At 34.0% G+C, this 26,970-nt stretch carries 28 protein-coding genes and 2 tRNA genes; 11 read left to right on the plus strand and 19 right to left on the minus strand.

All coding sequences use genetic code 11. The features are described 5' to 3' along the window. Positions 1-124 precede the first annotated feature (124 nt). The 3 genes from DRF65_RS07295 to DRF65_RS07305 all read left to right on the plus strand — a co-directional run bounded on the left by DRF65_RS07295 (position 125) and on the right by DRF65_RS07305 (position 4,869). Positions 125-2,929: an outer membrane beta-barrel family protein gene (locus DRF65_RS07295; RefSeq protein ID WP_165852188.1), complete on the plus strand. Its 2,805-nt coding sequence runs from the start codon at positions 125-127 to the stop codon at positions 2,927-2,929. 11 nt (positions 2,930-2,940) lie between these two features. Further along, entirely contained in the window at positions 2,941-3,717 is a 777-nt protein-coding gene (locus DRF65_RS07300) for a GLPGLI family protein (protein WP_115970105.1), read from the plus strand. A gap of 117 nt (positions 3,718-3,834) precedes the next feature. After that, on the plus strand, positions 3,835-4,869 hold the full coding sequence (locus DRF65_RS07305) for a serine hydrolase domain-containing protein (protein ID WP_185148457.1): 1,035 nt from the start codon (positions 3,835-3,837) through the stop codon (positions 4,867-4,869). Positions 4,870-5,131: 262 nt separating this feature from the next. Here DRF65_RS07305 and DRF65_RS07310 read toward each other — a convergent pair whose 3' ends face one another. Further along, positions 5,132-5,623 carry a GNAT family N-acetyltransferase gene (locus tag DRF65_RS07310; protein WP_115970107.1) on the minus strand — a complete coding sequence of 164 codons (492 nt, stop codon included), beginning with the start codon at positions 5,621-5,623 and terminating at the stop codon, positions 5,132-5,134. Beyond that, positions 5,601-6,221 carry a TetR/AcrR family transcriptional regulator gene (locus DRF65_RS07315; protein WP_115970108.1) on the minus strand — a complete coding sequence of 207 codons (621 nt, stop codon included), beginning with the start codon at positions 6,219-6,221 and terminating at the stop codon, positions 5,601-5,603. The genes DRF65_RS07310 and DRF65_RS07315 overlap by 23 nt, the downstream gene beginning before the upstream one ends. A gap of 100 nt (positions 6,222-6,321) precedes the next feature. On the opposite strand from DRF65_RS07315, the gene DRF65_RS29090 reads away from it, so the two are divergent. Next, positions 6,322-6,456, plus strand: coding sequence for a hypothetical protein (locus DRF65_RS29090; RefSeq protein ID WP_259080637.1), 135 nt, complete (start codon positions 6,322-6,324; stop codon positions 6,454-6,456). After that, positions 6,456-6,809 (plus strand): hypothetical protein, encoded by a 354-nt coding sequence (locus DRF65_RS07320; protein ID WP_115970109.1) that lies wholly within the window; start codon positions 6,456-6,458, stop codon positions 6,807-6,809. Before DRF65_RS29090 ends, DRF65_RS07320 begins: the two co-directional genes overlap by 1 nt. 321 nt (positions 6,810-7,130) lie before the next feature. Here DRF65_RS07320 and DRF65_RS07325 read toward each other — a convergent pair whose 3' ends face one another. After that, positions 7,131-9,503, minus strand: coding sequence for an outer membrane beta-barrel family protein (locus DRF65_RS07325; RefSeq protein ID WP_115970110.1), 2,373 nt, complete (start codon positions 9,501-9,503; stop codon positions 7,131-7,133). A 128-nt stretch (positions 9,504-9,631) separates the two neighbouring features. Here DRF65_RS07325 and DRF65_RS07330 point away from each other — a divergent pair, with 128 nt between their 5' ends. Both DRF65_RS07330 and DRF65_RS07335 read left to right on the plus strand, forming a co-directional pair. Then, a complete protein-coding gene (locus DRF65_RS07330; protein ID WP_115970111.1) occupies positions 9,632-10,207 on the plus strand; it encodes a Crp/Fnr family transcriptional regulator in 576 nt (191 codons plus the stop codon). Between the two features lie 59 nt (positions 10,208-10,266). Beyond that, positions 10,267-11,286: an NAD-dependent epimerase/dehydratase family protein gene (locus DRF65_RS07335; protein WP_115970112.1), complete on the plus strand. Its 1,020-nt coding sequence runs from the start codon at positions 10,267-10,269 to the stop codon at positions 11,284-11,286. Positions 11,287-11,305: 19 nt separating this feature from the next. Here DRF65_RS07335 and DRF65_RS07340 read toward each other — a convergent pair whose 3' ends face one another. The 3 genes from DRF65_RS07340 to DRF65_RS07350 form a co-directional block, all read right to left on the minus strand. After that, a complete protein-coding gene (locus DRF65_RS07340) occupies positions 11,306-11,920 on the minus strand; it encodes a hypothetical protein (protein ID WP_115970113.1) in 615 nt (204 codons plus the stop codon). Positions 11,921-12,187: 267 nt separating this feature from the next. Further along, a complete protein-coding gene (locus tag DRF65_RS07345; RefSeq protein ID WP_115970114.1) occupies positions 12,188-12,568 on the minus strand; it encodes a VOC family protein in 381 nt (126 codons plus the stop codon). A gap of 11 nt (positions 12,569-12,579) precedes the next feature. Further along, positions 12,580-13,248: a hypothetical protein gene (locus DRF65_RS07350; RefSeq protein ID WP_115970115.1), complete on the minus strand. Its 669-nt coding sequence runs from the start codon at positions 13,246-13,248 to the stop codon at positions 12,580-12,582. A gap of 149 nt (positions 13,249-13,397) precedes the next feature. Here DRF65_RS07350 and DRF65_RS07355 point away from each other — a divergent pair, with 149 nt between their 5' ends. Both DRF65_RS07355 and DRF65_RS07360 read left to right on the plus strand, forming a co-directional pair. Continuing rightward, a complete protein-coding gene (locus tag DRF65_RS07355) occupies positions 13,398-13,961 on the plus strand; it encodes a TetR/AcrR family transcriptional regulator (protein WP_115970116.1) in 564 nt (187 codons plus the stop codon). Positions 13,962-14,000: 39 nt separating this feature from the next. Next, positions 14,001-15,407 (plus strand): MFS transporter, encoded by a 1,407-nt coding sequence (locus DRF65_RS07360; RefSeq protein ID WP_115970117.1) that lies wholly within the window; start codon positions 14,001-14,003, stop codon positions 15,405-15,407. 56 nt (positions 15,408-15,463) lie between these two features. Here the strand turns inward: DRF65_RS07360 and DRF65_RS07365 are convergent, their stop codons facing one another. The 12 genes from DRF65_RS07365 to DRF65_RS07420 form a co-directional block, all read right to left on the minus strand. Further along, the gene (locus DRF65_RS07365; protein ID WP_115970118.1) at positions 15,464-16,564 is read right to left on the minus strand and encodes a serine hydrolase domain-containing protein; all 1,101 of its coding nucleotides are present in this window, start codon (positions 16,562-16,564) and stop codon (positions 15,464-15,466) included. 302 nt (positions 16,565-16,866) lie between these two features. Then, positions 16,867-17,598, minus strand: coding sequence for a class I SAM-dependent methyltransferase (locus DRF65_RS07370; protein ID WP_115970230.1), 732 nt, complete (start codon positions 17,596-17,598; stop codon positions 16,867-16,869). 148 nt (positions 17,599-17,746) lie between these two features. Then, a complete protein-coding gene (locus DRF65_RS07375; RefSeq protein ID WP_228438571.1) occupies positions 17,747-17,947 on the minus strand; it encodes a YqaE/Pmp3 family membrane protein in 201 nt (66 codons plus the stop codon). Between the two features lie 79 nt (positions 17,948-18,026). Beyond that, positions 18,027-18,722 carry a M949_RS01915 family surface polysaccharide biosynthesis protein gene (locus DRF65_RS07380; protein WP_115970120.1) on the minus strand — a complete coding sequence of 232 codons (696 nt, stop codon included), beginning with the start codon at positions 18,720-18,722 and terminating at the stop codon, positions 18,027-18,029. Positions 18,723-18,731: 9 nt separating this feature from the next. Further along, positions 18,732-18,807 (minus strand) — tRNA-Lys (locus DRF65_RS07385). A 4-nt stretch (positions 18,808-18,811) separates the two neighbouring features. Then, a tRNA-Lys gene (locus tag DRF65_RS07390) sits at positions 18,812-18,886 on the minus strand. A 15-nt stretch (positions 18,887-18,901) separates the two neighbouring features. Further along, the gene (locus DRF65_RS07395; RefSeq protein ID WP_115970121.1) at positions 18,902-20,212 is read right to left on the minus strand and encodes a hypothetical protein; all 1,311 of its coding nucleotides are present in this window, start codon (positions 20,210-20,212) and stop codon (positions 18,902-18,904) included. A 121-nt stretch (positions 20,213-20,333) separates the two neighbouring features. Beyond that, on the minus strand, positions 20,334-20,921 hold the full coding sequence (locus DRF65_RS07400) for a hypothetical protein (RefSeq protein ID WP_115970122.1): 588 nt from the start codon (positions 20,919-20,921) through the stop codon (positions 20,334-20,336). A gap of 1 nt (position 20,922) precedes the next feature. Continuing rightward, positions 20,923-22,182, minus strand: a complete 1,260-nt coding sequence (locus DRF65_RS07405) for an AAA family ATPase (protein WP_115970123.1) — start codon at positions 22,180-22,182, stop codon at positions 20,923-20,925. A 127-nt stretch (positions 22,183-22,309) separates the two neighbouring features. Then, on the minus strand, positions 22,310-22,723 hold the full coding sequence (locus DRF65_RS07410) for a hypothetical protein (RefSeq protein ID WP_115970124.1): 414 nt from the start codon (positions 22,721-22,723) through the stop codon (positions 22,310-22,312). A 29-nt stretch (positions 22,724-22,752) separates the two neighbouring features. Next, on the minus strand, positions 22,753-23,136 hold the full coding sequence (locus DRF65_RS07415; RefSeq protein ID WP_115970125.1) for a tetratricopeptide repeat protein: 384 nt from the start codon (positions 23,134-23,136) through the stop codon (positions 22,753-22,755). A gap of 30 nt (positions 23,137-23,166) precedes the next feature. Next, entirely contained in the window at positions 23,167-25,185 is a 2,019-nt protein-coding gene (locus DRF65_RS07420) for a M3 family metallopeptidase (protein WP_115970126.1), read from the minus strand. A gap of 212 nt (positions 25,186-25,397) precedes the next feature. On the opposite strand from DRF65_RS07420, the gene DRF65_RS07425 reads away from it, so the two are divergent. Further along, positions 25,398-25,922: an SRPBCC family protein gene (locus DRF65_RS07425; protein WP_115970127.1), complete on the plus strand. Its 525-nt coding sequence runs from the start codon at positions 25,398-25,400 to the stop codon at positions 25,920-25,922. Positions 25,923-25,956: 34 nt separating this feature from the next. On the opposite strand, the gene DRF65_RS07430 is transcribed toward DRF65_RS07425, so the two are convergent. Beyond that, on the minus strand, positions 25,957-26,265 hold the full coding sequence (locus DRF65_RS07430) for a DUF805 domain-containing protein (protein WP_115970128.1): 309 nt from the start codon (positions 26,263-26,265) through the stop codon (positions 25,957-25,959). A gap of 80 nt (positions 26,266-26,345) precedes the next feature. Here DRF65_RS07430 and DRF65_RS07435 point away from each other — a divergent pair, with 80 nt between their 5' ends. Further along, the gene (locus tag DRF65_RS07435; protein ID WP_115970129.1) at positions 26,346-26,795 is read left to right on the plus strand and encodes a hypothetical protein; all 450 of its coding nucleotides are present in this window, start codon (positions 26,346-26,348) and stop codon (positions 26,793-26,795) included. Positions 26,796-26,970 lie beyond the last annotated feature (175 nt).

Below are 26,970 nucleotides of genomic sequence, written 5' to 3' on the forward strand. Positions count from 1 at the left end.
TTTTACTCATGATTGTCAAAAATAGATGACAAACTAAGTTGATCATGGAAATAGAAATGTTGATCATTTATATTTTACCTGCAAAAGGTAAGCCGCTATGTTTGTGTTATTAAAATATAAACTGATGAATTACCAGCCAAAATATAATGCAGCTTTTCTGTTCATATTCACATTTATTTTTTCAGGGTATTGTATGGCGCAATCAAACTGGAGTGTTAAAGGAACTGTAACGGATGGTATTTCCGGTTCGGCACTATACCGTTCCACTATTACAGCTTTGAAAGCAAAAGATTCTACTTTAGTCAAATTTACCAGAGCTTCCGAAAACGGAAATTTTAATATGTCCGGAAATCAAAGTGAAAAAATATTTTTTTTGATCACCTATCATGATTATGCTGACCATGTGTTGTCATTTAGCCCGGATCAGACAAAAAATGATATTGATTTTGGTGCAATAAAACTGTTCCGGAAAGAAAAGTTGCTTGAAGAGGTTATTTTAAAAGGAAAGACAGCAGCAGTAAGGATAAAAAAAGATACCACAGAATTTAATGCATCATCCTATATCATTAAACCTAATGCTAAGGTAGAAGATTTACTGAAGCAGCTGCCGGGAATACAGGTTGACCAGGAGGGTAAGATTACGGCACAGGGGAAAAGAGTAAATAAAGTACTGGTGGATGGTGAAGAATTCTTTGGAGATGATCCTACGCTGGTTACTAAAAATATTAGGGGAGATATGGTCTCTAAAGTTCAGCTATACGACAAAAAAAGTGATCAGGCTGCCTTTACGGGAATTGATGATGGAGTGAAAGAGAAAACCATTAATATAAAATTGAAGGAAGATGCTAAAAACGGATATTTCGGGCAAGCCGATGTGGGTGGAGGTACAAGAAACTTTTACAATATTAAAGGAATGATCAATTATTTTAAAAGAAAGCAAAAACTTTCTGCCTATGGAATTTTTGGGAATACCGGAAAAATAAGTCTCGGATGGGAAGATAATCAAAAGTATGGATCAGCAGATGATATTCAATTCGATGAAGCAGGACGGGGATCTATGACTACAGATGATGAAAACGGACTTGATGCACAATCCGGACAATATAATGGGGAAGGGATTCCTATAGTGAAATCGGGAGGAATACATTATGATACCAAGTGGAATAATAATAAAGAAGCAGTTAATGTTAATTATAAGAATGGATCTATTTCAGTTGACGGTTCTAAAAATACATTAAATCAAAATAACCTGTTAGCAGGAATTATTTCCTCAAATTCGGACCAGTCTTTTTCCAACAGTACATCCAGACAAAAGTTGGATATCAGTTATCAGATAAAGCCGGATTCCACTTCTAGTGTAAAGGTATCTGTCGCCGGAAATCATAAAAGAATCAGTAATGAGCAATTCTTCAGCGGGAAAAGTTTTTCTCAGGAGCGATTGCTAAATACAAGTTTGAGGACAATAACAAACAAAGGCTATGATCAGTCTTTGAATGCAAATGTATTTCTGACAAAAAAACTAAAAAAAGCAGGAAGAACATTATCTGCCAATCTTAAACAAAATTTGGGAGATTCTAAAACAGACGGATATTTACGAACTCATAACGAATTTTTAGGAATTAATGGTAGTCCAGATAACGTACAGGTCATTGATCAATTTAAAACCAATTCAATTAAAAGTTCTGAATTTATAGGTAACCTAGCCTATACGGAACCTTTAACGGGTTCATTAAGTCTTGTATTGAGCTATGCTTATGGAATAAATAAGAACAGGGCAGACAGAAAGACGTTTAATCTTTCTGCCGATGGTAATTATACTATTCCCGATGAGAAGTATAGCAATAATTATACGCTGACTCAGCGTATGAACGTTGGAGGTGCAATTTTTAATCTAAAGAAAGATAAAGCAACGATTAATTTCGGAACAAAAATAATCAGTATGGATCTTGACCAGTCTGACTGGGTTCAGCAATCTTCCTTTAAAAGAAATTTTACCAACTGGAATCCACAAGCTAATCTGTCATATGAGGTTGGACCTCAGAAACAGCTTGAAGTGGGTTACTCAGGAAACACTATAAGACCAACTTTTGATCAGCTTCAACCTGTAAGGGTTAATAATGATCCGTTGAATATTATAACCGGCAACCCATTATTGAAACCTTCTTTCAATCAAGAAATAAAAGCAAGCTATAATGCTTACCGAACATTGAACGAACAAAGCATTTATCTGGGAGCAAATTTTGGGATAACTTCAAGTCCTGTCATCAACAGTATTGAAATAGATGATGTAGGGAAAAGTATCTACAGGTGGGTAAATCTGGAGGACAATAAAACACATAGTTATAGTTTGAGAGCCAGTTATCAGCAAAAATTAAAATTTATTGGAATGACAGGAGGACTGTATTTTAATTCCAGCGGAAATACTTATTACAGTTACGTCAATAATGTACTTAATAAAATGCAGTCTAATACCTATTTAGGAAACTTTATGCTATCAAGCTATGATCATACCTCTTATCAGGGTTCTATAAGTTTCGGACCTACTTATACAACGAATGAATCTTCTCTGCAGAAAGAGGCGAATAATAATGGTTGGGGGTTAAACGGAAATACTAATATAGTTGTGCAGCTACCTGGGAAAATTGAGCTGAGTTCAGATGCCCGTTATGAGTATAAAGCAAAAACAGCATCATTTAATACCAGTTTCAGCATGTTGATCTTAAATGCTCAGATCAGTAGAAAATTTCTGAAGTCAGAGAGTTTAAAACTTAGCTTATCAGCGAATGATCTTTTGAATCAAAATACCGGTTTTACCAGAAATATCAATGGGAATATGTTAAGCCAAACCAGCTTTACCACAATAAAAAGGTACTTTATGCTTTCGCTTATCTGGGATTTTAATAAAATGGGTGGAGATCAAAACCTTTAAAAACTGTTTTTATGAAAAAAAATAATATTACAAAGATTTGTATTCTGTTAATAATCAGTATACAATCATATTATGCACAGGAAACAAAATTTATAACCGAAGGAATAATAGAATATGAACGGAGCAATAATATGTACGCATTAATTCAAAGAGGAATCACGAATGATGATGTTGTTTCAAACATGCGTTTTGAAGAGTATAAAAAGACTTTTCCTCAATTTAAACGCACGAAAAGTACATTGCAGTTTTCAGAAAAAAAGAGTCTGTTCACTCCGATAAAAAATGATTCGGCTTCAGATATTTTTTTTGAAAATAATCCAGCTGTTAATCAAATAAATACAACCTACACAGATTATGATAATCACAAGCAAATTACAGAAAAACAAGTGTTTGAAGACAGATTTCTTGTACAGGACTCTATTCAGCCTGTAAAATGGAAAATAACAGATGAATTCAGAGAAATTGCGGGATTCAACTGCCGGAGAGCTAACGGATTGATCATGGATTCTATCTATGTAGTCGCTTTTTATACAGATCAGATACCGGTATCTGGTGGCCCCGAATCTTTCAACGGTTTACCGGGAATGATTCTCGGAGTAGCTTTGCCGCACGAAAACGTTACATGGTTTGCAAAGAAGATTAATGATATTAGAATTGAACCCCGGAAGCTCACGCCTCCAAATAAAGGGAAAATTATAAACAGGAAAGAGCTGAAGCAAACTGTTACTGATATTTTTAAAAGTTTTGGAAGCAGTTTTCAATCATCTTCCTGGCCATTCGAATTATGATGATAGGGTTTGATCAATTACGTTCGTCATTAAAATCCATAAGTTGATCATTCATATTTTTATTGCAAAATCCGGGTATCTATGTTTGTATCATAAATTATGATCAAAAAAACACAAATGAAAAATAATATAAAAATACAATTAGGGTTCCTATTCTTATTTCTTATTGCTCTGTTTTCTTTTTCTGGTAAAAGCAAGACCGGAAAACTGACACAACAGCTGGATGCAGTTTGTGAAAGAAATAATTTTAACGGTAGTGTTGCTGTTTTTGATGGCACTGTTCAAGTGTATAGAAAAAATAAAGGTTTTTCTGATTTCAGTAATAAAACCAAAATTAATAAAAACACCATGTTTGCGATTGGTTCCATAAGCAAGCAGTTTACAGCTGTTCTTATTTTACTTCAGATGGAGCAGAACAGGTTGAATTTAGATGATAAAGTTTCAGAATATGTAAAGGAATTTCAAACAAAAGAATATGAAAGTATTACAATCCGGCAGCTTTTAAATCATACTTCAGGGCTTAACACTTTGGGAGGGAAACTTATGTTTAAAAGTGGTACAGGGTTTTATTATTCTAATGATGGGTATAACACTTTAGGGAGGATTATCGAAAAAACTTCAGGAAAATCATATAATGAAAATCTGTTGAAGGTATTCAAAAAAGCAGGTATGACTAATTCTTCAACCGGAAGCTCATTCAATGGAGGGGATTTTGGATTAGTATATGTAGGCAGCTTGAATCGTTATGAAAAAGTACGGAATATGCCTGAGAGACTGAATAGCTCTAAAGTTGGGATTCCTGCCGGAGGAATCCTCTCAACTGTTGATGATTTATTGAATTGGAACCAGGCTCTTTATGGAGGGAGAATTATAAAGCCTAAGACTCTTGAACTTCTCACTACACAAAGTTCTGTAAGAGAACATTCTGTTTTTGGTAAAACAGGATATGGCCTTGGAATCATGCGGAATACGCAGGCTCCTGTTGCTTATTTCCATAGTGGTTATGTAAAGGGGGCTCCATCTTTGCTTGTTTATTATCCCAAAACAAAAATATCAGTTATCATCTTATCTAATATTGCAGACGAATCAAAACAACAGGAAGTTATTTTCAGGCCACATATTGAAATAAAGGAAATTACTGATGGAGGATAAGTAAGGTATTTATCTTTAAAAGATTTCTCTTATCGGGATCTTGTTATTTAAGTAATGTAAAGAATTGTTGCAGTTGTCCAATATTTAAACCATTAAGATGTAGTGTAAGTGATTATAACAAGATTTGTTTTTTTAGAAAAAACTTAACCATTTACGTATCTTAATGGTCTAAAATAATGGTTCAAAACAATTTTACTTGCAATTTCTTAAGCTAATTCTGTGCCAGAAACTGTTAAAATGAATTTATATGTTTTTTATCATGCTATAAGCTCTTTTCCATCTTATAATTGACGAGATCAACTCCTTTTACACTCACAATTTGTTCCTGAATAATCTTAAAATTCATCCTTTCAAAAAAAGGTTTTGCTGTTTTGCTGACATCGGCAGTCAGGAACTTTTGATTTTGCTGTAAGGCTTCTTTTTCAATCAGTCTGTAAAGCTTCGAAGCAATTCCCTGATGTTGATAATCTTTATGAACAAACAGAAGGTCAATATAATTTCCCTGGTCAAGAGTACAAAAGCCTGCCATTTTATTTTCAGACTCCGCAATTAAAATATATTGCTTACTGATCACCTTTTCCCATCTTTCCTGATTGTCAGCACCGGATTTCCAGGCCTCAAGCTGATCTGTATTGTAATCTTTATTACATACTGTTGTAATGGTGTCTTTAAAAAGCTGAAGCATTTCCGGAAGATCATACTGATTTCCTTCCCTGAGGATGATCTTCAGGTTATCGGATGTATTGTTGTTCATAGAGTGTTTGCTGTTCCTTATTGAGTAAAGGGTAGAAGAGATTCATCAGTAAGAGTGTGTACGACTGAATAGCTGCTTTTTTATTAAGCTTTGAAATCAGTCTGTTGTGGGTAAGCCAGTTATCTGCAATAATGAAGATCTGCTCTGTAAGACTGTTCATGATAAAGTCCGGAATATCTTTTTTAAAAATATTATTCTTTTGAAGATCAGAAAAAATCAATTGAAATTCTTCTCTTCTGCTGAAATTGATCCCTTCATATTTTGCCTCAACCTCCGGTATTTTTTTTAATACATCTACAAGGTTGATAAAGATAAACCGGTAATGATAAAATATTTCGCAGGTAGAAAAAGTCAGTAGGTAAAGATCTTCCAGAGTTTTGTTCTCTTTTTTCTTTATTTTATTCAGTAATTCATCCATTTTAAGGATAAGTTCTGTAAAAAGGATCTTAATAATATCTTCCGAATGTTTGAAATGATAATGCAAATTTCCAGGGCTTATGGAAAGATCAGCCGCAATATGCCTTGTGGTAATATTGTTGTAACCCTTTTCATTAAAGAGTTCCAGTGCTTTGGCCAAAATTTTTTCCTTGGTACTCATCTTTCAAATATAAGAATAATCAGAATGTGAAAAATCATATTTTCAAAATTAGAACATTTGTTCTAATTTGAATATATTTGCAATATCAAATCTTATTACAATGGAAGGAAAACAAAAGTTTGATTATGAGACTGCCGGAAACCGTGAAAAGAAAAATGAAACCGATATTCAGGATATTATGGCAAAAGTCCTGCAGGTGATCATTGGATTCATTATGGCAGTGCTTCACATGTAATGAAAACACAGATTTCATATTGGTTTTTGTTGGGACTGGCAGCCTGGGCAGTCATGATCCTGCTAAGAAAGAATGGTATTTTTATTCCTGTTATCAATAATCATTTCACTGATTTTATTACCGTTCCTATGTACTGCTATCTGATAGAATATATCATGAATTCTCTGTTGGGTTTTCACTGGAAACCGGATTTTAAGTTTATTCTCACTTCAATTCTATACCTGTCTTTTTTATTTGAACTCCTTTGTCCGAAAATATCACCTTTATTTACCGGAGATATTTTGGATGTGCTGGCTTATTTTCTTGGAGGAATGGTGTATTACTTTTTCAAGATCAGATCATTTTCTGCTTAAAAAAAGAGGCCGACTAAATTGGATCAATAAATTTGACGCAAAGTTTATTTAAAATACGCCTTATTTTTAAGTGAGCTAAGATGGAATCGATTTACAATCGATTTGGATGAAGCGGATGGATACACTTCCTTTATCTTAAAAGTATGAAGGAAGAAAATAAAAACATTTGCGTTAAGGAAAATCAGAATATATTTCAAAAAAGAATAATGGGAAAATGATTTTTAATCATCATAAAAAGACCGGCAGAACCTTATTGAAAAGGGGCTGCCGGTCGGGGTTATTGTTTTTATCCTGTTTTTGTGCTAAAGTGAGGGCGGGTTTTTAATTGTTACCGCTGTTTGCCCTGTTGGAGTCTTCAAATTTTACCTGTTTTGTAGCTCCTTTTACATTATTATTCCCGAATTTATAAGTAAGGGAAAGGTGAACATTTCTTGTGATTCCCTTGTATTGATAATCAATATTATAGTCCGGATAATATTCTATTCCTTTTTCACGGTTGGTATTCAAAACATCATTCAAATACAGGTTAACTAGAAGTTTTTTATCCATGAATGCTAATTTTAGCCCTGTATATAATGAGGCATTGGTATAGTAATAGGTATTTCCATCCCTGTTCGGAAGACTTCCCCATAATCCCAGTAAGAAAGTCACTGTTTTATCTTTATTGAGGAAGAAACTATTGTCTATGTTTACATTGGCACTGTATCCCGGAGGAACAGGAAGAATGGAAGGATCATAAGATTTTGCTTTGGTATAATATCCATTCAGAAAAATAGTAGATTCCAGCCATTTCAGTTTGTTGTAGTTATAACTGATATTGACTCCGGTCTGATTTTCATTATAGAAATTCTTGGCGATGGTATATCTGTAATTTTCATCAATCATCTGAATTCTGTCCCAGCTGTCTTTGTTGTAACTGTGATATAATGTAATGTTGAGATTGTTATTCAAAACATACCCGAATTCAAAATTATCTGAAAATGATGGCAATAAATAAGGGTTTCCGGTAGTGTATTCAAAGTTGGAAGTGAAATATTTAAACGGATTCAGGTTTCCAAAATAGGGACGTGAAATTCTTCTGGAATAGCTTAATGAAAATGAATTATTCTCATTAGGCTTGTAGCTTAAATATGCGGTTGGGAAGAATTTACCATATTTTATTTGTGTTGAAATATTATCATTCATAGAAACACCTTCCAATGTTGTGTATTCATAGCGAAGACCAGCTTTTGCATCCCATTGATCATTGATCTTAAAGTTGGTGGACACATAAGCTGCATAGTTTTCTTCGTTATAAAGGAATGTATTGGTTCTACCTGCGTTAAGCTGATTTTGTCCGTTGATAATATCAAAAAAATTAAACTCAGAATCATTTTTGATCTTCGTATACTTAAGCCCGGATTCTGTTTTTATTTTCCCAAATGTTTTTTCCAGATCAGCCTGTCCTGAGTAAATTCTGTATTTACTGATAGGATTAGCCATGGTATAGATCTCTTGTGGAGTATAGGTATTGGAGAAATTTCTTGCGTTGGAATTATTAAGCATTAAATTGGCTGTGATATTCAGTTTCCCTCCAGCACTGTCTATTTTTGTCTCATAAAATGCTGTTGCATTATGAACATCTCTGTTATTTCTGTTTCTAAAGTCGGAAGAAATATTGATCAGATCTTTTCCATTGAACCTTACAGATTCACTTTTACCTATTTCCAAAGGGTTGCTGTGTGAATAGTTATAATTGATTCCGATAAGATTTTTATCATTGATCTTATATTCTGCTTTTATATTTCCACTTTTGTATTTGTAATTATTAAGATTGTCACCATCCTTGTTCCAGAAATTGTTATTGCTGATGGCTGACATATTATTGTAAGTATTATACTGCCAGTAATTATCACCAGCAGATAAATTGGTACTTAGTGAAAGTTTTTCACCCTGATAATTAAAAGTAGCACCCCCTCTTGAAGAAACAGTTGGTTTGCCCCAAAAATAATTTCCCGAAGTCTGAATAGATCCGTTCCAGCCCAGATTGGTATTTTTCTTAAGAATAATATTAATCAATCCACTTTTTCCTTCTGCATCATATTTTGCCGGAGGTGTGGTAATCACTTCTATTTTAAGAATATCATCAGAACGGATTGTCTTCAGATAATTGATAAGTTCCTGCCCGTTCAGGTTCAGCAGTCGGTCATTAATCATCACCGCTACATTACTTTTTCCGGCAATACTTATTGCTTCATCACTGGTTTTTACCATCGGTGTTTTAGCCAGAGCTTCTATAGCATCAATACCCTGGGAAGCTACAGAATTCTCCACATTGAAGACCAGTCGGTCTACTTTTCTCTCGAATAATTTTTTCTTTGCGGTAATGGTTACGCCTTCTACTTTCTGTACCACAGGTTCCTCCTTGATCTGAATATCCCTTTTGGTATTTCCTTTTACCGCAATTTTCTCATTGTTGGTTTTTACCCCGTCTTTTATAATCTCAAGTATATAATTTCCATCCTCTTTTAAAGGAATTCTGAACAATCCTTTGTCATCTGTAATAGCAGAAAATTTAGCCTCATTTTTTGTGATAAGCACTTCAGTTTCTGCTACTGGTTTATTTTCTTTATCTGTAACAACCCCTTCTACACTTTGTGCCCATGCGAAAGAAGATGAAATAAGACTTAAAAGAAGAATAATTTTCCGGTTCATATTTAGCTTTTAGTATAAGACAATTATTTTAATGAGAATATTACATCGGTTTGTGAAAAATGTTTTTTATTTAAAAAATATTCGCTATTCTTTTGGTTATTTTTGTACCGGACATAAATTTGACTTTGATGCACGACAAGCTTTTACAATACCTCCGTTCCAATCATGATTTTTCTCAAAAAGAGATTGAAAGAGTTCAGCAGTATTTTGAGCCTGTATCTTTTTCAAAAAATACTGTGATAGAAGAAGTTGGTAAGATCCCCAATTATCTTTATTATATTGTTTCAGGATACCTCAGATTGTTTTATGTGGATGAAAACGGAAATGAAGTGACGACACATATCAACTGCCCACCAGGTTTTTTTACTTCTTATTCTCATTTTATCAGCGGAACAGTCTCGGATCATAATGTGGAATGTATTACCGCATGTGAACTTCTAAGGATTACAAAGGCAAATCTTGATTATTTGGTCAATGAAAGTCAGACGATGAAAGACTTCAGTATTTCCGTATTTCAACACTCCATTGCTTATAATGAAAATCGTTCCAGAGAATTGTCTGCACTCAATGCGGAACAACGATATCTTAAACTTCTGAAGGACTACCCTGAAATTATTAAGCATGTGCCTGTTCAATATATCGCTTCATTTTTGGGAATGAAACCGGAGAGTTTGAGCAGAATCAGAAGAAAAATAATTAACTAACAAAAGTCAAGCAGTTCCGGAAGCAAGAGACTGAACTTTGCTGCATTAAAATTAATGTAATGACAAAGAACAATCTAAGCCTCGTTTCAGGAGCTAATGGACATCTGGGAAATAATTTAGTCAGATTTTTATTAAAACAAGGCATTCCGGTGCGCGCAACAGTGCGGAATATCCATAATACAAAACCTTTTGAAGGACTGAACTGTGAATTGGTACAAGCCGATATTACTGATAAGGCATCTTTTGTAAAAGCACTTCAGGGAGTAGAAACGTTTTATGCAGTAGGAGCATCCTTTAAGTTATGGGCTAAAGATCCAAAGAAAGAAATCTACGATGTCAATATCCAAGGAACTCAAAATACCATTGAAGCAGCGGCTGAAGCCGGAGTGAAAAGAATCGTTTACGTAAGCTCTATCGCAGCTCTTGATTATACCCAATTGCCAACAAAGGAAAGCAACGGGTACAATCCGGATCGGAGAGATATGTATTATAACTCCAAGAATGATGGTGAAAAGCTTGCTTTTGAATGGGCTGCAAAATTGGGGATAGAGCTTGTTTCTGTCATGCCATCAGCAATGATTGGCAGTGAAGCCTTTTTGCCTTTAAATGTTTCCTATGGTATTCTGAAGCTTATTCTGAACAAAAAAATTCCTGTAGATACAAAAATTACCCTGAATTGGATCGATGTAAAAGATGTTGCAGAAGGATGCTATCTGGCAGCCCAAAAAGGACGGCCAGGCGAGCGTTATATTCTGGCGAATGAAAAATGTATGTCCATTACAGATACAACGATTCTGGCCAATACTTTTTACCCTGATTTAAAATTGAAAGTTCCAAATTCTGTTCCAAGAAGCATTCTTTTTACCATTGCAGCAATGATGGAGTTCTCTGCAAAGCTGAGCAGAAAAGCTCCGGTACTGACGAGAAAAGATATTTCAATGTTTTCCGGATTGCAGCAGGATTTTGATATTTCAAAAGCCAGAAATGAACTGGGCTTTAATCCCAAAAGCCCTGAAAAAGCTGTACAGGAAGCTCTTGATTATTTAATACAACACCCTGAACTTTTGAAAGAGACATAAAAATCTCTTTTTTATTGGATTACAACTGAATAATAGATCCTTTATAAAATTTAGTAAGGTCATAAAGGTCATTAAAGTAACGTTGAAGATGTATACTGCTTTTTTCATCAATATTGTTAAGCCCTGAATGACTTTCTGCCAAAGCATATAAAGATTTGTAATCCGGTTTCAGATAATCCGAAAGAATATTTTCTTTGCCCTGTTCCCGGTTGATCATTTCAGTAAGGAATATTCCATAGATCATGAATTGGTTGAAATTCTGAGCATTGACGATATAATTCAGATTTTCCTGAGAAAGTTTTTCATAATCAGAAAGTAGTTGCAGATAGCTTTCAGTATGTACAGGTGACTGAATTTCATAAAAAAGATCAATCCCATGAATGAACAGCTGAGTTCTTATTTCTTCATGATCTGAAGGATAAGCTTTACTGAACCATAAGAATATATTTAAAAGTTCTTCCCGGGTAAGTTCTTCCACAGAATCTTTTACCTTATCCTTGATGATCTCAAGACTTGCTTTTCCATCAGGCTGCAGGAAGCTCAGAAAATTTTCTTCTTCACGGCAAAGTTTATTGTACAAATTGATTTTGGCAATATTTGGATTGGTTTTGATGAAATAAAGTTCTTCTGTCATAACGAATTACCAAATATTTTTAGAGAAATGGTAATTAAAGATACAAAATAAGCAGAAACATACTCTAAAAAATGTTATGCGATGAATGGAATGCGCTTTGAGGCTGGAAGTTTTAAACCACATAGAAATCTATATGGTTCATATTTAAGACAGAAGCAATAATTATTTGGGGAAATACTTAGAAAATAATTCGTTTAGTATAACTCAATAGTGGAAAGTTTTGCTTTTACATACTTAGTAACTTCCATCTCCCAGTCTCCATCTTCCTTACTTAATTGTTTCATGCAGCGCAATCCTGTTTCCCTCTGAATCTTCAAACTCAGCCACTGCAAAACCATATTTTTCATCTGTTCTTTTGGGATAAAGAATTTTTCCTGCATGTTGAAGAACTTTTTCCAATGTAGCCTCTATATTTTCTGTTTTGAAATAAATGATAACCCCGTCTTTTGTGGGTTTATAAACATTACCTTTAGCCAGCGCACCGGTAATACCACTATTCTTTTCTTCAAAAGGGAAAAGAGCCATTTCGTACTGATCAATGATTTCCTTTTCAAAGCTGAAATTGAAGACCGCAGAATAGAATCTTTCTGCACGTTCAAGATCATGAACAGGAATTTCAAAATAAACAACAGGGTTGGATGAATTCATGGGAATTGGTTTTATTTTTTAAATGAAGGAAGCTGTTTTATTTCAGACTTAAAAATGAGGGTTGCAATTATTGATCTGAGCAGCGATCTGGCAATGGAAAGCGGGTGTTCCGGGAATTCATGGTCATACTTTTCCAGTTCAGACTTATTCATTAAAGTTCCCTGTCTGAAATCAGGATCATAAGGATCTTCAAACCAGTTTTTCATGCTTTCTTCATCAATCTCTACCTCTCCGGATTGGTGTAATCTGTCAAGAATAAGCGCATCTCTCATCCCGGTAATGCCAATTTCATCAGTCTGAATTTTTATTACATAGCTGCAGTCTTCAAAAGGAATAGTGATGGAGGCAATATAAGCCATTCCGGTTTCCTGCTGAGGAGTCTTAATAATTGTTTTTACGCAAGGGATATTGTGAATATGAATAATATCTGTTTCAATGCTGCCACCATTGGAAGAAGCTGCAATATTTCTGTAAAATCTTTTCAGATAATCAAGATCTTTTGCTGTAGGGAGGTCAGGTTCTCTATCAAAATAGTGAAGGACAATCAGGGCAGACTGTTGGGGATTTACCCATCTGATAGCATCATGGTCCTCAGATACTTTTTCCCATCCCTGGTCGGGAATGGTTACAGAATGGAGATTGACCTTAATTTTTTTCTTCTTTCTGAAAAACTTGAACATGGCTGATCTTTTAATTTAAAGATCGTATTATTTTGACAATTAAAAGAATTTCAGGAACAGAATTTTAATGAAATAGATAGAATTTCTCTATAATAAAAAAAATAGAGTGACTTCTCTATTTTTTATGTAGCTTTGTTAAAATTTTCAGGTTGAAAAAAGAAAAAGTACGTGACAGAATTATCAGAGTGGCTTCAGATCTATTCTATAAACAAGGGTATAATTCTACCGGGATTAATCAGATTATTGCTGAAGCCGATATTGCCATTGGATCATTGTATAATCATTTTGCATCCAAAAATGACCTTCTTCAGGCTTATTTAATCAAAGAAGAACAGAATTGGTTTGAAGGGTTGGAAAAGAGCATAACGTCTATTTCAGATCCGAAAGAAAAAATAGAAGCAATCATTGATTACCGTAAAAAGCTGCAACAATCTTCAAAATTTTCAGGCTGTCATTTCATCAAAATAGTTTCAGAAACAGGAGATGGGAATGCTGCAGTATCCGGTTTTGCAAAAAATCATAAAGAAAAACAGAAAATAGTAATCAATGATATTGTGAAGGAATATAATGAATTGTATCAGTTGTCAGACCCCGATTTAATCACTGAGAATATATTTTTACTGATAGAAGGAGCAGTAGTAACCTCCACAATCACCAGAAAAAATGATTCGTTTGATCAGATCAAAAAAATCATTCAGGGTTTATTACCCTAATTTTTTTATGAATTTAAAAATAGATATATCTATATAAAAATGAAAAGTAAGTATTTGAAATTGTTTGTTATATTGTTTGGTCAATTGCTGACTATTATGGATATTTTTATCATAAATGTGTCCATACCATCCATTCAGCGCGATATCAATGCTTCCAACGGAGAAATGCAGTTGATGATCGCAGCCTACCTTATCGGTTTTGCCTCTTTTCTCATTACAGGTGGCCGGTTAGGTGATGTATACGGAAGAAAAAAGATTTTCATTATAGGATTAACCTTTTTCATGATCAGTTCCATAACCTGTGGAATTTCACAAGGTGTGATCCAGCTGATGATTTCAAGACTTGTTCAGGGAGTAAGTGCCGCATTGATGGCTCCGCAGGTCCTTTCCATGATCCAGATTTTATTTCCAGCTCATGAAGAACGTACAAAGGCAATGGGCATGTATGGAATTACCATTGGCATCGGGACAATTCTCGGCCAGTTTCTGGGCGGCTATTTTTCATCATTAATGGCTTTTGATGAACCATGGCGGCTTATTTTTCTGATTAATATTCCTATATGTATTGTCGCTATTTTCTTCAGTGTAAGACATTTGGACGAGTCCAGAACCAGTATAAAAGAATCCTTTGATTATTGGGGAGTGTTTCTATTGTCGATAGGGCTTTTCAGTATGACATACACACTTACCGTTTCTGAAAAGGAAATTTTTAGTGTTCAGAATGTATTGCTCATGACTACTGCTGTGGGAATTTTAATCTACTTTATCAAAAATCAGAAAGATAAGCTGAAAAACAAGAAACCTTACCTGATTGATTTTGAACTGTTGCGTTACAAAAATTTCAAGCTGGGTATTATAGCTGTTTCTTTCTTTTTTATTATGCTGGATTCTTATTTCTATATCTTGTCCTTATTCTTTCAGGATGGATTAATGATTAGTCCGATGAGAGCAGGAGAAGTTATCGTTTTTCAGGGGCTGGGGTTTATCCTGGCTGCAGCTTTTTCAGTGAAACTGATCCTTAAATATGGGAAAAAAGCCTTGATGACAGGACTTGGTTTTATCATTCTGATTTTGATTTTTCAGATTGTTTTTTTCAAAGGTTCTACTGGATTTTATCAACTATACCTGTTATTATTTCTGCATGGAGTAGGAGTGGGCTCTGTAATTCCCTCTCTGGCAAATATCGCTCTTTCTGGAATGCCTGAAAAACTGACAGGAAACGCGTCCGGAGTTTACAATACCTTTCAGCAGATTGCAGCCATCATAGGAATTGTGGCAGTAGGAAGCGTTTTCTATTATTTTTTAGGAGAAAAACCTTTAATAGAACACTATCATAAAGCTTTTACAATAGCCATTTTGATTAATATCCTTTGCCTGATTATTGTATTGGTCAGTATTTTTAAAGTTCCTGATGATGTTTTACCCAAAAGCAAAAATAACTATTGAACTGTTCATCCAACAAAATGGTGAATCACTTTTTCTTAATGTGGTTTGATTTAAGTTTAATGTTTCTTTGCTGAGGCCTTTATTTCAGCTAATGTTATTTTGGCAATATCCCGGGTAATCTCGGTTGGAGAATGGCAGTCACAATTGCTGAGTCCTATTATATACATATCTTCTTCAGGAATATAAACACCCATGCTTTTGAACCCAAATACACTTCCACCGTGCTCACGGTCCGGAGTTCCGTTGATTTCCTTCAAATGCCATCCATATCCGTATGTAAATTCTTCTCCATTGTTAAGCTTATATTTTTGAAAAGCTTTTTGAGTTTCCTGAGAATTTAATAGGGTATTTTGGTTTAAAGCCTGCTGCCATTTCAATAGATCATCAGCCGTAGACATGAGCGAACCTGAAGAAAAAGGAACACTGAAACTGATAATGGTTTTATTTACAAACCCATGTTCTTTTTTATGATAGCCATAGGCTCTTTGAGGAATTATTTTCCGGTCCGACGCATAATAGGAATGAGTCATCCCTATTTTGTCGAAGATATTTTTCCTGATGAAATTTTCATAGGTATCACCTGAAACGAGTTCTATGATATAGCCAAGAACAACATATCCTGAATTATTATAATCAAATTTTTCGCCGGGTGCAAAATCAACAGGTTCATTTTTGAAAAAATCAACCATGGCTTTAGGTTCCATTTCTTTTTGGGCAATGGAAGATAAAGATTTCATTTTTGTAAAATCTTTGATTCCTGAAGTATGGGTAAGAAGATGGTGAACCGTAATTTTATCACCGTTCGGATAGTCTTTGATATATTTTGATATGGGATCATCTACTTTAAGTTTCCCCTGTTGCTCAAGTATTAAAATGGATACTGAAGTAAACTGTTTGGTCATAGAACCGATTTGGAAAACATTTTCAGGAGTCATATTGACATCAAGTTCCAGATTGGCTTTTCCGAAGGATTTGCGGTAAAGAGTCTTCCCTTTCTGAGTGACCGTAAATACACCGCCAGGTTCATTTTGATTTCCAAATCCGGTAAGAATGAGACTGTCTATTTTCTTTTCGTATTTTTTTGTAGGCAATTGTGCACTTATAGTACCACAGATCAGCAGAGAGATCAAAAAGGTTATTGTTTTTTGAGTAATCATATTATGTAATTTGTTATACAAAGATATAAAATATTTTAATTACTATGTTATACAATATACTTAATGGTGTTTAATATAATCTGAGTTCGGGGTAAGAAGATTAAGATGGAAAAGGCTGGAAGCTGGAAGAGAGAGGCAGGAAGTTAACAGATGGACTGAATATTTCTTCGGATTACCGTAAAACCTGACAGATTCGTCCCAGAAAATAAATAAAATCCTGTTATAGTTGTTTTCCTAGGCATCAATAGCTTCCTTTATTCAGGTTAAATGATGTTTTTATTTTATAACCAGATAACGATATTTTATTTCTCTACAGAGATCAGTAACATCATAGGTCTTCGGAGCTCATCTTTCATTTCCGGAATTTCTTTCAGCATTTCCGGACTTGGTCCCGGTTCAATAATTTCTCTTATTTTGAAACCGTGTTTCAGTAAAGTATTCAGATAAGAAGTTAAAGTTCTGTGATATTTGGTAACGTTTTCTCCTAAGAATGTAGTATTTCTTTTTCCTTCCATAAAATATCTGTCAACCGGCCAGCAGGTTTTTTCTCCGTCTTTATCGTAAACCCAGTCCTGTCCTCCTTCAGCAGTAAAAACAGGATGTTCCACGGAGAATACAAAATGTCCACCTAAAGTCAGCCATTGATAAATATTTTGAGCGATGATGTCAAAAGATTTTACATAATGCAGTGTTAATGAGCTTAGGATAATATCAAACTGTTCTGCAGGATAATCAATATCTTCCAGGGCTTTTCTTTCATATAGAATTCCTTCCAGATTATTGATTTCCTGTGCTCTGGCCAGCATTTTTTCAGAAAGATCAATACCAATTACAGATTTTGCTCCATTTTCTATGGCATACCGGCAATGCCATCCGAATCCACAGCCAAGATCAAGTATGTTTTTTCCTTTAAAATCAGGTAACATATTTTTCAGGGCATGCCATTCTCCGGCTCCTTCCAGTCCCAATTGGGAACGGAGCATTTTTTCATACTGGTCAAAAAAAGACGGGTTGTCGTATTTATTTTCTTTCATGACAGGAACATTTAAAGTTTTAAAACCGGAATTAATGAACAATAAATTTACGAATATTAGCTGGAAAAGTTTAAAGCGCTGATTCAAAATTTGTCAAAGAAAAATCCTTTACAAAATAAAGGATTGAATGTTATAGATGTAAATGATTTTATCTTCTGCCCTCACGAACTGCTCGGATTAAATCTTCATTTCGTTGATTAGCTCTTTCATTATTTAAAGACATCACTGCCCAAATAGCTGCAGGAAGCCATCCAATTAAGGTAATCTGTAAAATAAAACAGATAATTCCGGTAATAACTTTTCCTCTAACAATAAAAGATAGAAAGGGAAGCACGATAGCTAAGAACATAATTGAAATTTTAAGGTTATTATATAGTTTTATTTGTCAAATGTATTGAATTTGAGTTTAATGGAGAAAATAGAGTCCGTTAATCTTCCATATGCTCATTCCATAATTTTTCAGCGTAGTCCCTGAAAACTTTTGGTCCCTGTTGAAAAGCTTTATCAAAAGTATAAGATCCCCCTTCATATACAGGTTTCCCATGATCTTCCATTCCTGTTCGAATTTTTGTTTCTCCGCGCATGGCAAACTTTTGTTTTCCTTCATACATGATGACCTTTAAATCTGAAGGACTTACATCTCCTTTACAGGCAATTTCATACATCATCCAGATTTCAGCAATACCGTTTTTATCAAGATCTGTTACACTTAAAGAATTTTTCTTAAATGCTGCATCAATATCTACCATACAGTCTTTGATAAAATCATTAACCTTCCAGATTTGTTGGTTATTTTCCAAAGAATAGCACTGGGCGAATACTTCAGCATCACCACCATCATTTTCATGTTGAAAATTTTCATTGATGTAAACTCCTGTTTCAGACGTAACAACAATATATTCTCCAGTTGTATCCTTCCAACGGAACCCTTCTTTGAAATTTCCTTTATATTGTAATGATTGAGGTACCTGAGCAGAATCAATTTTTGTAGTGATCAAAGAATCTGTTTTTTCTATCTGATTAACTTCCGGTGATTGAGCTTCTGATAGAGTGTCTTTCTTTTCTTCTTTACAGTTTAAAAAGAATAGAAACGGAAGGCAATAGAGCAGATGCGTTTTTTTCATAGATTATTTTGGATCTGATAACAGGGCTCGAACCTGTGTCCTCCCGGATGAAGAGCCGGGTGTTCTGCCACTGAACTATATCAGAAATCAGGATAGGTGCAGGGCTCGAACCTGCGTCAACCCGGTTAAAGAGCCAGGTGTTCTGCCACTGAACTAACCTATCCTTTTTATTTTTGTTTTCAGAGTTTTCCTGAAAAATACTTGTTCTGTCTTAAGACTTTAGCCAGGAAAGGATTGGAAACGGTTACTCCATGTACCAGTTCCGGGGTGGGCTTAAATTCGCTTACCCCATGAATTCTAGGAGCCATCCAACCTGATTTTTCAGGATCAATACCTGCTTCCTGACAGGCCTTGATGATCATTTCCTTGTTACAGAAAGCTCTTTCCTGAAAAACTTCCCAAGGCAAAGGTACTACATTCCAAACTTCTGTATTGGGATCTATTTTTCCTCCGCTGGATAAATGCCATGCAATAACATCTGCAGCCATCAGACGCATCACCTTCCCAAAACAGATATCTTCAAGAATAGATTCTAATCCCAGTGCATAGATGAGGTTCATCCAGTTATCTCTGGCTTTATTCCAGGCTCCTGCAGTATTGTTCCAGGTAGTGGAATCATTGCCTTTCTTTACTGCCATTGTTTTCCTGTAAATATCGTTTTCATTCCAGAGTTCTTCAAGAAAATCTGAAATTTCTTCAAGAATCTTTGTCCATTTGCCTAAGAGGTTCCCCTTTTGTTCATCATTTAGATGTTCTAAAACTTTAGCATCAGAATAAATATAGGAAATCGCTTCCCAATGGGTATTGTCTGACGCTTCCAAACATCTGTTGAACAGCATTTCACATATTTCATCAAATGGTCTTTCCTGACTTTGATTGGTAAAAGTACTTCTTAGGTTACTTCTGGCATTGAAGTAAGCGATAAAGCAGGCTGTATTCAGATTTTTACTGAAATGATCAAAACTGATGGTGTGGGAAAGTCCGTGCTTGGCTATTTTCTGAAGTTCAATTTTCTTTGATTCATGAATGAATTTCTGAAGTCTTATTTCAATTCGCTTTAAAAGCCTCCACTTCTTATTGTAATTCCTTTTGGAAATATCCAGTCCGGCCAGTTTTCTCAAATCCTTATTAAGCCTGTCGCTTTTGAAATTATTTTGTCCAAAATCTTTGTGGATCAATGGGGAAACCTCATTTAGAAAAGTTTCAATCCCGGTTACACTGTGATAACCTGTGTTTTCTTTTTCATTAATCTTAAAGATTTCGATGGCCTTTTTGATCTGTTTTTCTGCACCAATGGCTGTACCAAAAGTTTCAAGCATTGAAGTATATCCATAGATGCTGTTTTTCAGAGAACGGTTGGCTGCTTTACTCAAAGTAGCAAGCTCATGAATCTTCAGATGATTTCTCATTAGCTCAACGATCATTTCCGCTACATCTTCGGGACGGCGGCGCTGATCTAATGATAGATAAAGTTGTTCAATGGTACTCACAATTATTAAGGGGAAAAAATATTTATTATCAAATTATTTTTACACTACGAATCATATTGGTTGATCGTTTATTTCCTTTCTATATTTCTTTTAAGTAGTTAATTATTGGTTGACTTTAGAATTAAATAATTATTATTGATTCATCAATAACTTCAATAGAATTTTTTTGTCTTAAAATAATATTATGTTTATTTTTTAAATTTAAAACATAAGTAGGGGATAAACTAAAATTTGCAAAAGGTTCTCTTTGCTCAGGAAGAGAAGCTAATAAATAAGAAGTGTTTTCTTTTTTGTTAAAAACTCCAGATTGAATATAGTGATATCTAGTTCTAAATAGTTGTTTAATTGCTTTTTCTAAATTCTTTTGATTATTAAGGGGGTTAGAGCTATATTTTAATTCTGTAAATAAAATCCAACTTTTGCGATTACTAATATTAGGAAAGCTTGATGATTCACATTGAGATTTAGAATTACCATTAGTATGGGTGAAACTATTGTTATCAAAGACTATTGTACTTATCATAAGATTGCTATTATTTAAAATAGTAAAATATGAAATATCAGTTGGTGGAGTAGGAGAAAATATTTCAACCGATCTTTTTATTGGAAGGTGGTTTGTCTGGTTAGTGTAATCCGCAACATAAATGTTTTTATCATTATCAATTATGGTGTGGTGAGTATATTTAGTTAGGATATTAGTTTTTATCATATTAGTCTAAAAAATTTAACAAAAAGTAGAAATCATCCATTACTTCTTTCATTTGTGAATCAAAATAATTTTCACCAATCAATCCATTTTCTTGTTGAATGTTATTAATCGTTCCATTTTTGATCTCAAAAATATTTATATTGTCAGGTGATATTGCTGAATTATAACAATTTATTCTGTCAATTAAATTGGAAGGAATTTTATTCTTAACTAAATATGTTAACATACAGTTATTTATTGCGTATAATATATAAGGACTGTGTGTCGTTAGAGTTAAAGAGTGGTCATACTCATTATTTAAATAGTTTAATAATTTATAACAAAGCTGTTTTTGTGTAGAAGGAAATAAATTTTGCTCAGGCTCTTCAATAATTAGATTTGTTTTATGTGTATTAAATAAATTTTTACTTACTTCTCTATACTTTTCTATAAGTGGTAAGACACTATTATCATTGTCCATTGTCAATTTATTTAATTTTGCCCACTTCTCTTCTCTATTTTCATTATTATCATGATCCTTAAAATAGGGATCAACAATGAATTTTTTTACAATTAGTTGAGTCACTTTAATTTTTGCTTCATCTAATTCGTATGAAGAAGAACTTTCTCCTTTATAGAGATTTATAATTAAATTATCAACCATGGTTAATAATGGAATTACAGATTGTAAACCACTAGATGCTTGTGAAAGAAGTATGTCATAGTCATCGCTAACTATATGACTTTCTTTATTATCTTCAGAATAATAATAATTAGCACCAATATCTAATACTGAGAATTTTTTTTCAGAATTATAATTTTTTCTTGTATCAAACCAATCGTAAAGATAACTTTTTAAATAATTATTGGGTAATTCTATTTTTTCCATTTCAGGTAGAATTACCATACTTCTTTCTGAAGGTATGTAGGAAATTTTTGTTCTCTTATAATCAAATCTAGTGTGTAACCAATTTATTTCTAGTTCATAATTAGAGTATTTAATTTCAATGGCCTCGCCTTTATAAATTATTTCACTATTTGGATAAAAATAACCTTTCATTTTGTGAAAAGTTTCTAATTTCTCAATAAAATATTGAGTAGTAAATTTATCAAGAGATTGATGAAATGAAATTTCTTTTTCAACCCAGCTACAAAAACTGAGAATTTTAGCAATAGTACTTTTACCACTACTTTGTCTCCCCATAAAAATATTTATTTTTTTTATAGTTATAGAAACTTCTTTAATGGGACCAATATTTTTAATAGTCAGTTTTTTTGACATAATTTTATCGTTTTTTATAATGCAAAACTAATGAAATTTGATATATAATATTATCTTATTTCTAGAGCTGTGATTGCATCGTTTTTATCAGTTTTAATTTAATTATTATTACTTGTACTTGTTCTGTTTATGAGATTAAATTTTTCATGACCTTATCCGTTGTCAACAACTCACCCTGAGGAATCTGATGATTAAGATAAGTAAACAGCAAATGGGTTACCCAGCTGTTTTCAATATCATGAATATAATAAGAAGAAATTAGTCCAAAATCATCGGAAATATAAGCAGGCAGTTCAGATGAACCGGTAGCTTTGAAAACAGAGATAAACATTTCCTTTCGGATATGGGTAATGGCATCTTCGGTTTCTTCATCAGTTACTTTTTCTTCTACAGCATGATAAGCCTTCATCCATGCATCTGAAAATTTCGGAAGATCTCTGTTGTCCAGTATTTCATCAATGTTTTCAGGATCAATATTTTGGAGAGCAGCTTTTAATGATTTATTAAAAGCTGCTTCCAGTTTATGTATTTTTTTTGTCATTATTTAAAAAAGATATTATCCAAAAGCTCTTAATGAGATTGTGGGTCAAAATAGGCTTTAAAAGTAAGAGGGTTCTCCACTTTATCTTCAGCTTCTTCCAGATATTCTAAATATTCTGACTGATGTTTTTCCATATAAACCATAACAATAGCAAGGTTTACAAAAAGATTTTTATCCTCAGAGCCTAAGTTTAAAGCCATTTTTAAATAATCTAAAGCCTTCTCATTTTCTCCCATATCAGAATAAATTGCACCAATGTTGATGAGCGCAGAAGTGTTCTCAGGTTCAATAAGCAGAATTTCATCTAATTCTTTGACTAAAAGATCGTTTAAAGTATCCCAATGATCTTCATTTTCCCATCTTTTTGCCTGGAGTTTTTTAACGTTTTCGAGTCTTTGTGGTATACTATTCATTTGTTTTTGAGATATATCTGAATGTTTTTCCTATCCAAAAGCTCTTTTCAACAAACTCTCCACTTTTGGCTCGCTTCCTCTGAATGCTTTATACAGTTCCATAGGATCTTTTGTTCCCCCGGAAGAAAGAAGTACTTTGTATTTTGCTGCAATCTCCGGGTTGAAGATTCCATTTTCTTTAAAATACTGGAACGCATCAGCATCCAATACTTCAGCCCATTTGTAAGAGTAATATCCTGCGGAATATCCACCCTGGAAAATATGGGAAAAACTTGGACTCATCGCGGTTTCGGGATTGGTAGGATAAAGCGCTGTCGCTTTTGTATATTGATCTTCAAACTCTTTTACACTTTCATTCTCAAGCTCTGCAACTTTTGTATGATAGTTCATATCCAGTAAACCAAAACCTAATTGTCTTAAGGTCTGGTAGCCTTCCATAAAGTTTTTAGACTGTTCAATTTTTTCAATTTTTTCGTCAGGAAGAACTTCTCCGGTTTTATAATGCTTTGCAAAGGTTTTCAGGAACTCAGGCTCATAACAGAAGTTTTCTAAAAACTGAGACGGAAGTTCCACAAAGTCCCATTTTACTGAAGTTCCTGATAGAGTTGGATATTGAGTATCTGCCATTATTCCGTGAAGAGCGTGACCAAATTCGTGGAATAAAGTCGTTACTTCCTGGAAGGTTAATAAGCTAGGAGTATCTTTCGTTGGTTTGCTGAAATTACAAACAACAGAGATATGTGGACGTGAGTTTTCTCCGTTCTGCTTGTACTGATTTTTATAGCTGGTCATCCATGCTCCGGCTCTTTTCCCTTTTCTTGGGAAATAATCTACATATAATAAAGATTTATATGTTCCGTTTTCCTTTACTTCATATACTTTTACATCTTCATGGTATTTCGGAATATCATTTCTTTCTTCGAAAGTTAACCCGAACAGTTTTCCAGCTAGCCCGAAAACAGCATCCTGAACCTGGTTTAACGGGAAATAAGGCTTCAGTTCTTCATCATTAAGATCATATTTTGCTTTACGAAGTTTTTCAGCATAAAAAGCGTGATCGTAGCTTTGCATATCTTCAATTCCATCATTCTTTGCCAGAGATTTTAATTCTTCAATTTCTTTATCAGCATAGGGTTTAGCCTTCGTTAAAAGTTCATTTAAAAAGTCAATAACTTTTACCGGAGATTTTGCCATTCTTTCTTCCAATACAAAATCTGCATAATCTTTATAGCCTAAAAGCTCAGCTTTCTGTTGTTTTAGCTGAAGAAGTTCTTTGATAAGGTTTTGGTTGTCATATTCTCCGCCATCAAAAGATTTTTTACCATTAGCCAATGCCAGTTCTTTTCTAAGTTCGCGGTTTTCTGCGTAGGTCATGAACGGGATATAGCTTGGATATTGTAGGGTAACCACCCATCCTTCAAGATTTCTTTCTTTAGCTTCCTCTGCAAATTGCTCAACAATCGCTTCAGGAATTCCTGCTAATTGTTCTTTATCTGTAATATGTTTGAAATAAGCATTCGTAGAAGCGAGTACATTTTGTCCGAATTGCAGGGATTTTATAGATAGATCCATGCTGATCTTCTTTAATTTTTCTTTGTCTTCCTCATTCAGTAGGGCGCCACTTCTTACAAAACCTTTGTAGGTTTCATTCAGAAGCATTTTCTGCTCCTCATTTAGGTTATATTTTTCCTTTTCATCATAAACCTTTCTGATTTTGTTGAAAAGGGCTTCATTTTGAGATATTTTGGAAGAATATTCCGTTAAAATCGGAGAAACTTCCTGAGCGATCTGTTGGATCTCATCACTGGTTTCAGCAGAATTTAAATTGAAAAAGATATTAGAAACCACATCCAGTTGCTCACCGGAATAAGCCAGTGCCTCAATGACATTTTCGAAAGTAGGTACTTCAGGATTGTCAACAATAGCATTGATCTCTTCTTCAGATTTTTGAATTAATTCCTTAAAAGCAGGAAGATAATTTTCATTTTTAATGTCACCAAACGGTGCTGAGTGATATGGTGTGTTAAATTTTTCTGTTAAAATATTCATTTTTCGATTTTTAGTTAAACGTAAATGTAAGGATTCATCGGAGAATCCCGGTTGAAAGGCTCAAAAATAATGCCTGAAAGCCAAGGTATGACAAAAATGCCTTATCTTTAAATAATCTTGTCCTATGCAAAGAGGGGATGGTGTCAGAATATTTAATTTTGAAAACAGATGAGAGATTCATTTTGAAATAAATAACCTTAAATATATAGACTATGAAAACACTCTTAAAATTGATCGGAATTATCATTTTGCTTGTTATTGTATATGCTGTCGTTGCCATGTTGGCTTTCAGTAAAGATTATCATTATGAAAAATCTATTGTCATTAATGCTCCCAAAGAGAAAGTTTGGCAATATGCAGGTTCTTTAAAAGGATATAACATGTGGGATCCTTTCTCGAAAGAAATAAAAAATGTAAAGATCACTTATTCCGGAGAGGGTAATAAAATGGGAGATTCTTATCACTGGAAAGGAGATGACAGTGAAGGGGAACAATCTATTATAGAAACAGTACCCAATGAAAAATTGGCGACTCAGCTTCATTTCATAAAACCTTTTGAAGGAAATGCTAAAAGTAATATTGTATTGGCTCCTGAAGGGAATGGGACAAAAGTAACCTGGATGATAGATAATGAACTGAATGCGATGATGAAAATCATGAAACCTATGATGGATGGCAATATGGATAAAATGTTCGGACAGGGCCTGGATGACCTGAAGAAATTATCAGAAAAATAAATAAGAAGCCTTGTAAATATTTTACAGGGCTTTTTTATTGAACAGGAGCTTCTCCATATTTGTTTTTTCCCGTATCTCCTTCGTTGATAAGCATCAGAAAACCATAAAAAGGAATTAACTGATACCAGCCGCTTTCACCCATATCGTGACATCTTTTGGTTCCCTGAGCCAACAGAAAAAGCAGTCCTGGAATAAGTACAAAGATTGAAACAGTTAATAATAAAGGAGGAACGATTCCCTTACAAAATTTAAGTGTTGTGGTAATTCCAAAATCAATCAATAAAGTGAGTGCATATTCTTTATTTGAAATTCTTCCTTCAAAAGCGAAAGGATTTTTAAACATGATTCTATTTTAGTTTTTATACTTTCAAAAGTATAAATTATTTTTAAAAAATATTATCTTTATATAAAGAAACGATTTCTATGGAGAAGATTGTATTTGAAAAAAGCGATATCAGAGATTTTGTCAAAAACACGATAACAGAAAAAATTGAAAAGCTTAAAAAATTCATCGAATTTACTCTGGAGGCCAGCCGTGACATCAAAAAAACACCGAAGTATGACAGTATGCGGGAAGAAATGCAGGAGGAGATCTACCAGATGCAGCGACAGCTAGGTGCTTTAAATGATCTCAGACTAAACATGGGAAAGGTTTTAAACAGTGCAACGGAACGTGTTCAGTTGGGCTCTTTAGTAATCACGAATAAAGCCCGTTTTTATATTTCAGTTTCATTAGGCGAGTTTTTCTTTGAAGGCGACAGGTTTTATGCCATTTCTCCTGAAAGTCCCATGGCCAAAAAAATAATGGGAATGAAAGCCGGAGATGAGTTTACATTAAACAAAATTCACCAGAAGATAGTGGAAGTGTTGTAGGCTTTTATGGTCCATAGTGAATTTTGCTTCGCGAGTGAATAGTAAATCACGGCTGTACATAAAAATTGACAGGCGCTGTGAATTGACTATTCAGCATTGACTTTTACAATTTCCCAGCCAACAATAAAACTCTCTCTCAAAACCTCATACCCTGAATCCCAAATCAAAAACTCAT

This window comes from Chryseobacterium pennae (assembly GCF_003385515.1).
Lineage (GTDB): Bacteria > Bacteroidota > Bacteroidia > Flavobacteriales > Weeksellaceae > Chryseobacterium > Chryseobacterium pennae.

What these genes read in the sequence shown, in the direction of transcription:
- DRF65_RS07295 (WP_165852188.1), top strand. Translation starts at nt 125, where the DNA reads ATGAATTACCAGCCAAAATATAATGCAGCTTTTCTGTTCATATTCACA.
- DRF65_RS07300 (WP_115970105.1), top strand. Translation starts at nt 2,941, where the DNA reads ATGAAAAAAAATAATATTACAAAGATTTGTATTCTGTTAATAATCAGT.
- DRF65_RS07305 (WP_185148457.1), top strand. Translation starts at nt 3,835, where the DNA reads ATGAAAAATAATATAAAAATACAATTAGGGTTCCTATTCTTATTTCTT.
- DRF65_RS07310 (WP_115970107.1), bottom strand. Translation starts at nt 5,623, where the DNA reads ATGAACAACAATACATCCGATAACCTGAAGATCATCCTCAGGGAAGGA.
- DRF65_RS07315 (WP_115970108.1), bottom strand. Translation starts at nt 6,221, where the DNA reads ATGAGTACCAAGGAAAAAATTTTGGCCAAAGCACTGGAACTCTTTAAT.
- DRF65_RS29090 (WP_259080637.1), top strand. Translation starts at nt 6,322, where the DNA reads ATGGAAGGAAAACAAAAGTTTGATTATGAGACTGCCGGAAACCGTGAA.
- DRF65_RS07320 (WP_115970109.1), top strand. Translation starts at nt 6,456, where the DNA reads ATGAAAACACAGATTTCATATTGGTTTTTGTTGGGACTGGCAGCCTGG.
- DRF65_RS07325 (WP_115970110.1), bottom strand. Translation starts at nt 9,503, where the DNA reads ATGAACCGGAAAATTATTCTTCTTTTAAGTCTTATTTCATCTTCTTTC.
- DRF65_RS07330 (WP_115970111.1), top strand. Translation starts at nt 9,632, where the DNA reads ATGCACGACAAGCTTTTACAATACCTCCGTTCCAATCATGATTTTTCT.
- DRF65_RS07335 (WP_115970112.1), top strand. Translation starts at nt 10,267, where the DNA reads ATGACAAAGAACAATCTAAGCCTCGTTTCAGGAGCTAATGGACATCTG.
- DRF65_RS07340 (WP_115970113.1), bottom strand. Translation starts at nt 11,920, where the DNA reads ATGACAGAAGAACTTTATTTCATCAAAACCAATCCAAATATTGCCAAA.
- DRF65_RS07345 (WP_115970114.1), bottom strand. Translation starts at nt 12,568, where the DNA reads ATGAATTCATCCAACCCTGTTGTTTATTTTGAAATTCCTGTTCATGAT.
- DRF65_RS07350 (WP_115970115.1), bottom strand. Translation starts at nt 13,248, where the DNA reads ATGTTCAAGTTTTTCAGAAAGAAGAAAAAAATTAAGGTCAATCTCCAT.
- DRF65_RS07360 (WP_115970117.1), top strand. Translation starts at nt 14,001, where the DNA reads ATGAAAAGTAAGTATTTGAAATTGTTTGTTATATTGTTTGGTCAATTG.
- DRF65_RS07365 (WP_115970118.1), bottom strand. Translation starts at nt 16,564, where the DNA reads ATGATTACTCAAAAAACAATAACCTTTTTGATCTCTCTGCTGATCTGT.
- DRF65_RS07370 (WP_115970230.1), bottom strand. Translation starts at nt 17,598, where the DNA reads ATGAAAGAAAATAAATACGACAACCCGTCTTTTTTTGACCAGTATGAA.
- DRF65_RS07375 (WP_228438571.1), bottom strand. Translation starts at nt 17,947, where the DNA reads ATGTTCTTAGCTATCGTGCTTCCCTTTCTATCTTTTATTGTTAGAGGA.
- DRF65_RS07380 (WP_115970120.1), bottom strand. Translation starts at nt 18,722, where the DNA reads ATGAAAAAAACGCATCTGCTCTATTGCCTTCCGTTTCTATTCTTTTTA.
- DRF65_RS07400 (WP_115970122.1), bottom strand. Translation starts at nt 20,921, where the DNA reads ATGATAAAAACTAATATCCTAACTAAATATACTCACCACACCATAATT.
- DRF65_RS07405 (WP_115970123.1), bottom strand. Translation starts at nt 22,182, where the DNA reads ATGTCAAAAAAACTGACTATTAAAAATATTGGTCCCATTAAAGAAGTT.
- DRF65_RS07410 (WP_115970124.1), bottom strand. Translation starts at nt 22,723, where the DNA reads ATGACAAAAAAAATACATAAACTGGAAGCAGCTTTTAATAAATCATTA.
- DRF65_RS07415 (WP_115970125.1), bottom strand. Translation starts at nt 23,136, where the DNA reads ATGAATAGTATACCACAAAGACTCGAAAACGTTAAAAAACTCCAGGCA.
- DRF65_RS07420 (WP_115970126.1), bottom strand. Translation starts at nt 25,185, where the DNA reads ATGAATATTTTAACAGAAAAATTTAACACACCATATCACTCAGCACCG.
- DRF65_RS07425 (WP_115970127.1), top strand. Translation starts at nt 25,398, where the DNA reads ATGAAAACACTCTTAAAATTGATCGGAATTATCATTTTGCTTGTTATT.
- DRF65_RS07430 (WP_115970128.1), bottom strand. Translation starts at nt 26,265, where the DNA reads ATGTTTAAAAATCCTTTCGCTTTTGAAGGAAGAATTTCAAATAAAGAA.
- DRF65_RS07435 (WP_115970129.1), top strand. Translation starts at nt 26,346, where the DNA reads ATGGAGAAGATTGTATTTGAAAAAAGCGATATCAGAGATTTTGTCAAA.